General features: G+C 35.2%; 8 protein-coding genes. 7 read left to right on the top strand and 1 reads right to left on the bottom strand.

The window, feature by feature from the left end; translation table 11 throughout:
• The first annotated feature begins 374 nt into the window (after nt 1-374).
• The 7 genes from HRT72_04730 (at nt 375) to HRT72_04760 (ending at nt 9,323) form a co-directional block, all read left to right on the top strand.
• Entirely contained in the window at nt 375-1,235 is an 861-nt protein-coding gene (locus tag HRT72_04730) for a gliding motility-associated C-terminal domain-containing protein (GenBank protein ID NQY67012.1), read from the top strand.
• 77 nt (nt 1,236-1,312) lie between these two features.
• Complete coding sequence (gene guaB, locus HRT72_04735; protein ID NQY67013.1) at nt 1,313-2,782, top strand: IMP dehydrogenase; 1,470 nt, start codon at nt 1,313-1,315, stop codon at nt 2,780-2,782.
• A gap of 8 nt (nt 2,783-2,790) precedes the next feature.
• Nucleotides 2,791-4,716, top strand: coding sequence for a peptidylprolyl isomerase (locus HRT72_04740; GenBank protein ID NQY67014.1), 1,926 nt, complete (start codon nt 2,791-2,793; stop codon nt 4,714-4,716).
• Nucleotides 4,716-5,627 (top strand): hypothetical protein, encoded by a 912-nt coding sequence (locus HRT72_04745; protein ID NQY67015.1) that lies wholly within the window; start codon nt 4,716-4,718, stop codon nt 5,625-5,627. The genes HRT72_04740 and HRT72_04745 overlap by 1 nt, the downstream gene beginning before the upstream one ends.
• 5 nt (nt 5,628-5,632) lie before the next feature.
• Complete coding sequence (locus tag HRT72_04750) at nt 5,633-6,979, top strand: peptidylprolyl isomerase (GenBank protein NQY67016.1); 1,347 nt, start codon at nt 5,633-5,635, stop codon at nt 6,977-6,979.
• Between the two features lie 31 nt (nt 6,980-7,010).
• On the top strand, nt 7,011-7,964 hold the full coding sequence (locus tag HRT72_04755; GenBank protein ID NQY67017.1) for a MoxR family ATPase: 954 nt from the start codon (nt 7,011-7,013) through the stop codon (nt 7,962-7,964).
• 96 nt (nt 7,965-8,060) lie between these two features.
• On the top strand, nt 8,061-9,323 hold the full coding sequence (locus HRT72_04760; protein NQY67018.1) for a 1-acyl-sn-glycerol-3-phosphate acyltransferase: 1,263 nt from the start codon (nt 8,061-8,063) through the stop codon (nt 9,321-9,323).
• Nucleotides 9,324-9,391: 68 nt separating this feature from the next.
• Here the strand turns inward: HRT72_04760 and HRT72_04765 are convergent, their stop codons facing one another.
• On the bottom strand, nt 9,392-10,327 hold the full coding sequence (locus HRT72_04765; GenBank protein ID NQY67019.1) for a hypothetical protein: 936 nt from the start codon (nt 10,325-10,327) through the stop codon (nt 9,392-9,394).
• Nucleotides 10,328-10,495: the final 168 nt, after the last annotated feature.

Below are 10,495 nucleotides of genomic sequence, written 5' to 3' on the forward strand. Positions count from 1 at the left end.
GATCTCAATATGACTTTCATTTCTTCTTTTTCATCTATATTTAATCCTCTACTAGCCTGGCATATGAATATTAGAAGCAGTACCCTCATGCATTGAGCTGTCAGTCAGGTACTGAATAGTGCATGGACAAATGTTTCTTTCCTGAGCTTCTCCAGAGGATGGGGTAAAACCAGATCAGTCAGGGCTTTCGTCTTTGCAGTCTCAGTCTTCCTAAGGCAAGTTGAACAATACATAAATATAGTAAAACACCTTATAACCAACATAGTCTATCAGTACCACTGTAACACCTTCGTAGCTCCCAGTCATACAGCTTCCACCAATACGTTCAAGTTGAACCACACTAATCCTATACAAATGCCAATGCTGTATGGAAAGTGCTGACCATCACCATAATCACCCTTGTCTCCCTTGTTGCCTTGATGTATGTGGATATAGAAAGTGATGTGCAATCATTTGGTGTGTACAGGCTAGATCCAAGTACAGGGATGTTTGACTCCCTAGGAGTAGAACCATTAGTTAATTCTGAATTTGTCTTTAGAGATGAAAATGTCAATACCTCAGAAAGTAGTTACTATTACAAGTTGGTTGTATTTAATGCCTGTGGGCATAATGTTGACTCATCGAATATTGTTCAGACAATAAAGCTAGAAGCTGAAGGACAGGAAGATATCTCTAGTAGTCTGTCTTGGAATGCATTTAGAGGCTGGGATAATGGGGTAAGTGAATATGTAATTTATTTGGGAATAGATAGTGTTTTTGACGGTTCTTCCGTTGAGATAGTATCAGGAGAGACATTAAAATATCAAGATTATATTCCCAATGACGCAAATGGTTATGGTAGGTTCTGTTATTACGTTGAAGCGATTGGTTATTCAAACGGATTGGATGAGTTTGCTGGTGTGAGTAGATCAAATGTATCTTGTGCAAACCAAGAGGTATTGTTTGATACGATAGCCAATGTCTTTGATCCAACAAGTGAAATTTATGTCAATCGAACATTTGGGCCTATAGCGTCATTTATATTTAATGAAGGGTATCAGTTCTTCATCTTTAATAGATGGGGAGAGTTGATTTTTGAAACAAAGGATCCCTACGAAAAATGGACGGGTAAATACAAAGGTTCATTATGCCCTTCAAGTGTGTACGCATATCTCATCTATTATCGCTCTGCATCTGGGGAAAGCCGTCATAAGAAAGGTACCGTTACGCTGGTCTATTTGAACTCATCTTACTAAGGGTATTATCCCTGTTAGTAAGCTTGAATTCGCATATTTTTTGGTAAATTTGCACACCAATTTTTAACCGATTTCGCATGTCAACAGCAGAAGATAGAATTATTGAAGAGGGACTTACATACGATGATGTATTAATCGTTCCGTCATATTCAGACTTATTACCGAAAGATGTTAAGGTAACATCGATGTTTACTCGGAATATCCCATTAAATGCACCAATTGTTTCTGCAGCAATGGACACCGTTACCGAGGCAAGATTAGCAATTGCAATTGCTAGTGAAGGAGGCATTGGGATCCTACATAAAAACATGAGCATTAAGTCTCAAGCCGCTGAGGTTAGAAAGGTGAAACGTTCTGAAAGTGGAATGATTCAAGATCCAATTACGTTATTAGAGGATGCCAAAGTAAAAGATGCTTTAAAAATAATGCACGATTATAAAATCGGCGGTATCCCTGTAATTGATGGTTCTAATAAGTTGGTTGGAATTGTAACGAACAGGGATTTAAGATTTGAAAAAGACCTAGAAAAGGATGTTCGAGATGTGATGACAAAAGAGAACATTATCACTGTAGAAGAAGGGACAGGTTTGGATGTTGCTGAGGAGATTTTGCAAAAACACAAAATTGAAAAGCTACCTGTTGTAGATGGGGGTAATCGACTAATCGGATTAATTACTTACCGGGATATTAGTAAAGTAAAAATAAATCCAAACTCATGTAAGGATTCTTTTGGTAGGTTGAGAGTTGCAGGAGCAATAGGTATTGCTGCAGATACGATGGATAGAGTGGATGCTTTAGTTGCAGCCGAGGTAGATGCAGTCGCAATTGATACAGCTCATGGTCACTCTAAGTTAGTTATAGATCTGTTAAAAAAGATAAAAGAAAAGTATCCGAATCTTGATGTAGTGGTAGGGAATATCGCAACAGCGGAGGCTGCATTGGAATTAGTTAAGCATGGAGCGGATGCTGTTAAAGTAGGTATTGGGCCAGGTTCTATTTGTACTACACGAATAATTGCAGGAATTGGTGTTCCGCAATTGTCGGCAGTATTTAACGTTGCAGCGGCATTAGAGGGGACAGGAGTACCATTAATTGCTGATGGTGGAGTTCGGTTTAGTGGGGATATTGTAAAAGCAATTGCGGCAGGGGCAAGTTCTGTTATGCTTGGTTCATTGTTTGCAGGTGTCGATGAATCTCCAGGAGAAACAATAATTTTTGAAGGAAGAAAATTTAAAGTTTATAGAGGAATGGGCTCGTTGGAGGCTATGCAAAAAGGATCAAAAGACAGATATTTTCAAGAATCGGAAATGGATGCGAAAAAACTAGTCCCTGAAGGTATTTCTGGACGAGTAGCTTACAAAGGAACTTTATCAGAAGTTTTATACCAGTTAATTGGTGGTCTGAAAGCGGGGATGGGTTATACTGGATCTGCTACGGTTGAAGATTTGGCAAAAGCTAAGTTTATGAAAATATCTCCAGCGGCAATCACTGAAAGTCATCCTCATGGTGTGGCAATAACACGTGAAGCACCTAATTATAGCAGATAATTATTATTATGAAAAATATTCTTTGCATCTCTTTTCTGAGTTTGTTTGTTGTTGTGGGTAATGCAAGTGCTATTGACTCTAGTACAGTGATTTTGAAAATTGCTGGAGAAGATGTTACAAAAGGGGAGTTTCGCCGAGTATTCGAAAAAAATAACAATAACGATACTGGGCAACAGGCAATAAATGATTACCTCGAATTGTACATAAACTTTAAGCTTAAAGTAAAAGAAGCCGAAGAGATGCAGTTAGATAGTTCCAAAGCTTTTAAAAAGGAATTATTGGGTTACAGAAGACAACTTGCAGCTACATATCTAACGGATAAAGAACTGGAAGATCATTTTCTGAAAGAAGCATATGAGATGTACTCCACGGAGTTAAACACGTCACAATTGTTTCTTCCTTTAAGAAAGAAGGCATCACCTTCAGATACATTGAAGCTCTATAATAAGATTAGTGCCATTTATAAAGAGTATCAAAACGGAAAAAGTTTTGATGATCTTATTATGGAAAATACGGACAATGAAGATATAAAGCGAGTTAAGGGAAATATTGGTTTTCGTTCAGCATATTCACTTCTTTATACTTACAGTAAAGCAGTTCTGCATGCAGCAGATGGTGAAGTAGTAAAGCCTATAAGAACAAAATATGGATATCATTTGATTCGATTGGAAGGAAGAAGAGAGGCATTAGGTAAAATTAAGGTCGCCCATATTTTAATAAAGGCGGATAAGACTGGCTCTGAGGCGCTTGCAAAGGAGAAAATATTAAAGATTCACGCTGAGATAGCTTTAGGAGGGAACTTTGCGGAAATAGCTAAGGAGAAGTCACATGATGTGAGGTCTGGAGAAAAGGGTGGAGTCTTAAAAGAATTCGGTGCAGGTAAAATGTTGAAAGAATTTGAAGATGCTGCCTTTGGATTAGTGAAAGATGGTGATGTTTCAAAACCTATTAAAACAGACTTAGGTTGGCATTTAATTAAAAGGATAGAAAAGAAGGAAGTTGAATCATATGAAAACGTTAAGCATAGGCTTAAAAAGAAAATATTAAGCGACAATAGAATAAAAATAATTAGAAGGTCATATGTTCGTTCGTTAATGAAGAAGTATGAATTTTCTGACAATGTGAAAATGCGGAACCAATTTTATAAAGTATTGGATGAAAGTTATAGAAGTAGATCTTGGGAAGTGTCAAAAGCAAAGGGTTTAACAGGTGTGCTTTTTAAATTGAAGGGACATAAATATACCCAACAAGATTTTGCAAATTATATTTTTAAGCACCAGCGTAGAAGCAAAGTTTTTAGTCCGATAGAAACGGTTAATTCATTGTATAATAGCTTTATTAAAGAATCGTGTATGACTATAGCCAACAAGAATTTAGCTATTGAATATCCTGATTTTAAGAATTTAATGAAAGAGTACCGAGATGGAATTCTATTATTTGAGTTAACAGATAATAAAGTTTGGACAAAGGCTGTTAAAGATTCATTAGGGCTTAAAACTTATTATGATAATAATAAGGGGCAGTATTTAAAGGGGAAATCAGCAAAGGCGTTGGTCGTTACTTGTGCAAGCCAATCTATCGCGAAACAATCAAAGAAGGCTATTAAGAAGAAAAGCATGGAAGAAGCCTATAAAATTCTAATGAAAATAGAAGAAGGTATCTCTGTTGATAAAGGAAGTTATTCCGCAAAAGAAGATGTAATGAAAAATTCAGAATGGAAGGTAGGAATTGGTGCCAATTCTATGGTGAACGATTCAACTCAGTTTGTGATAATTTATAGTCTTAATAAAGAACGTCAAAAAACCCTTGCTGAGGCTCGCGGATTAGTTACAGCTGATTACCAGGATTTCTTAGAAGAGCAATGGATAGAAGCTTTAAGAAAAAAGTATGAGGTAGTAATAGAAGAAGATGTTCTCCTTTCTATCAGCAAATAATGCAAACCTATATTCGAAAGCATACTTCAGGAGTGATAAAGAATAATGTGAAAATATTGAAGGTTATTTTACCTCTATTTATTGTACTTATTCTTGGCTTAGAATCTTGTGATAATGAAATAAGAGAGAAGGCATTTCAGAGTAACACTGCAGCAAGAGTTAATGAAAGCTTTTTATATCAAGAAGATTTAGCAAAAATAATTCCTAATAATACTAGTCATGAAGATAGTATTCGCATGGTGGAAGCGTATATCGAGGATTGGGTAAGAGGAATGCTCTACTATTATCATGCGGTTGAAAATCTAAGAGAAGATCAGATCGATATTGACGCAGAAATTCAAAAGTATCGTAATTCTTTAATTAGCTATATATATGAAAGAGAATTAGTTCTGCAAAAACTCGATACGGTTGTTAGCGGAGAAGATATCAAATTATTCTATGAATCAAATATTGACAATTTTAAAATCAAAACAGAGTTGATTAAGGTCAATTACATTAAAATGAATAAAGGGGATGTAGACATTAAAGAATTTAGAAAACTTGTTAGAAAAAGAAATTCGGGTTCATCCAAATCATTAAAGAAGTTCTGTAACCAAAACTTGGTAATTTTTAATTTAGAAAGAGAACATTGGATGGAGATAGAAGAGCTCGAAGCAAGGTTGGGAGTTAAAATTGTGAAGTTTATGTGGGCATTGGGACATAATAGGTTAGTTGAAGCAACCAAAGACGAAGTTATCCTATATGTTGATTTAAAAGAAATAAGAAATAAGGACAGTGTTGCTCCGTTAAGTGCAGTACGAGGTCAGGTAAGAGCTATCATAATAAATCAAAGAAGACTTCAGCTGATTAATGAGATGGAGAACAAGGTATATTTGGATGCAAAAGCACAGAATAAATTTGAAATATTTTAATTAGAATGAAGATAATAAGTGCCCCATTTATTTCTCTATTGATAGTCGTATCTATATTGGGAAACGTATATAGCCAAAGCAATGTAATCGATCAAGTAGTTGTGAAGGTAGGTGGAAATATTATTCTACAATCCGATATAAGAGAGCAGAAAGAGCAACTGAGTGCACAAGGAGCTCCTGAGAAAGATATCGAATGCTCAGTAATTGAACAGTTGGTTCTGCAAAAACTCTTTATTCATCAAGCTAAAATGGATAGTGTAGATGTGTCAGATAGTCAGGTTGATGCTGAATTAGATAGAAGGCTAAGATATTTTGTTTCGCAATTTGGATCAGAACAAAAGCTGGAAGAATACTATGGAAAGAAAATAATAGAAATTAAAGAAGAGTTTAAAGAGGCGATAAGAGATGCATTATTAGCCCAAAGAATGCAACAGAAAGTTATTGGAGAGGTTCAGGTTTCCCCTTTAGAAATTAAAGAGTATTTCGAGAAAATACCTACTGATAGCTTACCATTTGTAAACTCTGAAGTAATGGTAGCTCATATTGTTAAAATCCCAACAATTTCAAGAACGCGAAAAAAAGAAGTAAAAGAGAAATTAGAAGAAATAAGGCAAAGAGTAATAAGTGGAGAAAGTATGTCTGCCATGGCAGCATCGTACTCTCAAGATCCTGGTTCTGCAGCTCAGGGAGGAGAGATAAAAAAAGTTCTGAGAGGCACTATGGTTAAAGAGTTTGAGGCCATGGCATATTCATTAAATGTAAATGAGATAAGTGAAATATTCGAAACTCAATTTGGATTTCATTTCATCCAATTAACCAATAGAAGAGGAGAGGAGCTTGATCTAAGGCATATCTTACTCAAGCTAAACCCTGCAATAGAAGAGTTAGTTAAAGCAGAAAAGCAAATTGATAGCGTTAGTATTTTAATTTCTTCTGTGGATAGTATGACTTTTGAAAAGGCCGCAATTATGTTTTCTGATGATGAAGAAACTAAAAATAATGGAGGTATTGTAATTAATCCTGTCACTGGGAATACCTTGTTTGAAATGGGAGAAATCGATCGAAGCTTGTATGGGGCGATGGCAAGTCTGAAAGTGGGAGATGTTTCTAAGCCTGTATTATTTTCTACCGCAGATGGAAAGCAAGGGGTAAGGATTGTGAAATTATTAAGAAGGACTGAACCGCATCGAGCTAATATGAAAGATGACTACCAAAAAATTAAATTGGCTTGTGAAGGATCAAAAAAACAAGAGATATTAAAAAATTGGGTGGAGAAAAAGGCTAAAAATGTATTTATAGAAATTGTTGATGATTATAGCGAATGTGATTATGGCTATAATTGGATAAACTAATTCGAAAAGGATAATGGATTCAAACCAAGAAATGTCAGAAGTAGAGGCTATTAACAATTTCGTAGCGGTTGTAAAGGACCTAAAAAAAGAGATTCGGAAAATTGTAATTGGTCAAGATGAAATAGTTGAGATGATTTTAATCTCGATCTTTAGTAAAGGACACTGTTTGTTGGTTGGAGTACCTGGCTTGGCAAAAACCTTAATGATAAATACTATCTCAAAGGTACTTGGATTGAATTATAATAGAATTCAATTTACACCAGATTTAATGCCTTCTGATATTATCGGTTCGGAAATATTGGATGAGAACAGACAATTTAGTTTTATCAAAGGGCCTCTTTTCGCCAATGTTATTTTAGCCGATGAGATTAATAGAACTCCGCCTAAAACACAATCTGCGTTGTTAGAAGCAATGCAAGAAGGTTCTGTTACAACGAGTGGTAAAACATACGATTTAGGTTCACCATTTTTTGTCCTAGCAACGCAAAATCCAATTGAACAAGAAGGAACATATCCTCTGCCCGAGGCTCAATTGGATAGGTTTATGTTTAATCTATGGTTAGATTATCCTTCTTTTGATGAGGAGATTGCTGTAGTTAAAGAGACTACATCGGATAAAAGTCAAGAAGTTAGACCGCTATTGAATAGTCAGGAAATATTATTTTATCAAAAATTGATTCGGAAAATTCCTGTTCCAGATAATGTATTGGAGTATGCAGTAAGGTTGGTTAGTAAAACTCGACCGAGTACAGAAGGGGCTGAAGAAATAGTAAATGAGTATTTGTCTTGGGGAGCTGGCCCTAGAGCTTCACAAAACCTAATAGTAGGAGCAAAATGCTATGCAGCTTTAAATGGGAAATTTTCCCCAGACATTGAAGACGTTAAAGCCGTTGCTGTTCCGATTTTACGGCATCGATTAGTTCGTAACTATAAGGCAGAGGCTGAAGGTTATTCAGTTGAAAGGATAATTAAAGAGCTACTTTAAAATGGATAAGACAAAACCTAGCTAATGTCATTTTTCAATTTTCTGATCCGAATCGTTTTCGGCCCTGCTTATCGTATTTATTTTGAACGTATTCAAATGAAGAATAGGGACAAATTACCTAGAGATAAGCCTTTTATTTTTATTGCTAACCATACGAATGCCTTTACAGATCCTCCAGTTGTTACTATAGCTGCTCGAAGGTATATGAATTTTATTGCCAGGTCTGATATGTTTAATAGTCCATTTAAGAATTTTCTTATGAGGCAAATGAATATACTTCCTGCGTACAGAATTCAAGAAGGAGCGGATAATCTCCATAAGAATACCGAAACATTTAAAGAGGGTGCCGATAAGTTAAAGAAGCTGCAACCCATTATTATTTTTTCAGAAGGTATTTGTGTTCAAGAAAGAAGAATGCGAGGAATGAAAAAGGGGGCAGCAAGATTAATTCTGGGTGCAGAAAAGGAAAACGATTACGATTTGGACGTGCACGTTGTTGCAGTTGGATTGAATTACAGTAATTGGAATAAATTTCGGAGTAACCTGTTTCTTAACTGTTCGGAACCGTACAGTTTAAAGGAGTTCAGGGAGCAGCATAAAGAAAACGAGAACGTTGCCACAACAAATCTAACTAGGTTCTTTGGAGAGGTTCTACAGAAACAAATGATAATAATAGATAAAAAGAAGAATGATGAGATTGTAGAGCAAATAGAAGTTGTTTTTATGACGGATCGATTAAGAGAGAAAAACTTAGAATACGGCAATTTGGAAAATCAATTTGATGTTTCTGTAGAGATAGCCGAAATGGTAAACAAGATGTACGAGGAAAATGAGGAAAAACTTAATGAGCTAAAAATACTTGTTGGTGGTTATTTAAAGAGCGTTAATTCTTTAGGTTTAAGGGATCATTTGGTTGAGTCATATATAAATAATCCTTCACCGATGGGTAAGTTAGGGGGTAAGTTGATTATTCTTGTTTTAGGGATACCTGTTTTTGTTCTCGGAGTAGTTGGGAATTATATACCTTACTTTTTTTCAGAGTTTTTCGCAAAAAAGATTGCTAAGAAAATTGAATTTCGATCTTCTATGAAAATTACATTAGGGTCCATTCTCTTTCCATTGTATTACTTACTTCAATTTAAGGGGTTATCACAATTAGATTTAAATGAGATTAGTTATTATTCGCTTTTATTTGGAGCCCCGATTGCGGGAATATTAGCATTCTACTATTGGAAAGAGTATAAAAAACTAATTGGTTTAAAGAATTTATTACTGTTGCTGAAATCTTCTCCTAGGGAGGTGAAGAGTATAGTAATAAGTAGAATGCGAATACTTAAAATGGTAAGGGAGAACATTTAGGTGTTATTTTGAAAGTGATTTTTGCCGCTTAGTATTAATCTTGATCAACGTCTAATTACTATATGGTTTTAAAATCCATATCCCCATTCATCAGCCCTTCTTGTCCCTAAAATGGTATAATCCATATTTTCTAATGCATTTACTATTTTAACTCTGTCCGTATATAAGGATGTGTTCTGGAAGTTGTAAAGTCCTAATCCTATGTGAAATAGTATTCCACAGAGTAATATGAATTTTAATAATGGTAATGTGTATTTGCTCTTGTCTAATAAATATTCATAAGCGTAGAAGGAATAGAAAATAGGCAAAGGGGCCAATATGTAAAACGTATGTGAGGAAGGTCCTTTTATGGAAAAGAAGAAGCTGAAGTACAATAATATGATTGTGATAAGTAATAAGATTTTCAATTGAAAAAAACCTTCTGTCTTATTTTTAATGAAGAAGGAGTAAATAAATAATCCAACTTGAGCGAAACCAACGATTAGTAGAAAAAGCATAATAGGAGTCATCCATATCTGGTCACTGATTATCTCGTATCGATGTTTAGTTCCTAGGAAATATGGAATTTCGTATGCCGAGAATGAGAATAAACGGGATACTATTACTGGTAAATTGGACCAGTTATTAAGCTTAATAACGATATTAGTACCTATGTTTCCTTCATATAGAGTGTCGTTTAACCATGTTGGTACTAATGTTAGAAGTCCAATTGAGAGACCAATTAAGTATGCTCCTACACCCTTTAGTTGGAGAGTGATATTGTTTTTGTACTTCGATATAAATACGAGTCCCGTTAACGGAACCAGAAGAATCCATGACATGTGAAGTTGCATAATACATGTAGTACATAATCCAAGTACAAAAAAACCGATATATGAATTAATGAGGGGCTTTTTAAAAATAGGGAGTAAGTCAATTAAACAAATAAAGAATGGTACCGAAAAAATAAAGGCATATGCGGGATTAATTGGTCTTGAAGAATACATAGCCCAAGGTAAAGTCATAACGAGGACCCATATTATCCAAGAGGGAATTTTATTAAACCTTATAACGCAATAACGGGCTAAAGCCGAAAGACTAGCAAAAGAGAGAATATTGAGAAAAATGATAGGAGACTCAGGGATCTTCAGGATTTTAAACGAAAGTGCAATTAGTAAGCCTTGTAAGGCTCC

This window comes from Flavobacteriales bacterium (genome assembly GCA_013214975.1).
Taxonomy (GTDB): Bacteria; Bacteroidota; Bacteroidia; order DT-38; family DT-38; genus DT-38.

Bases quoted from the DNA above. Each gene is read 5' to 3' on its own strand.
- guaB (NQY67013.1), top strand. From the start codon at position 1,313: ATGTCAACAGCAGAAGATAGAATTATTGAAGAGGGACTTACATACGAT.
- HRT72_04740 (NQY67014.1), top strand. From the start codon at position 2,791: ATGAAAAATATTCTTTGCATCTCTTTTCTGAGTTTGTTTGTTGTTGTG.
- HRT72_04745 (NQY67015.1), top strand. From the start codon at position 4,716: ATGCAAACCTATATTCGAAAGCATACTTCAGGAGTGATAAAGAATAAT.
- HRT72_04750 (NQY67016.1), top strand. From the start codon at position 5,633: ATGAAGATAATAAGTGCCCCATTTATTTCTCTATTGATAGTCGTATCT.
- HRT72_04755 (NQY67017.1), top strand. From the start codon at position 7,011: ATGTCAGAAGTAGAGGCTATTAACAATTTCGTAGCGGTTGTAAAGGAC.
- HRT72_04760 (NQY67018.1), top strand. From the start codon at position 8,061: ATGAAGAATAGGGACAAATTACCTAGAGATAAGCCTTTTATTTTTATT.
- HRT72_04765 (NQY67019.1), bottom strand. From the start codon at position 10,327: ATGACTTTACCTTGGGCTATGTATTCTTCAAGACCAATTAATCCCGCA.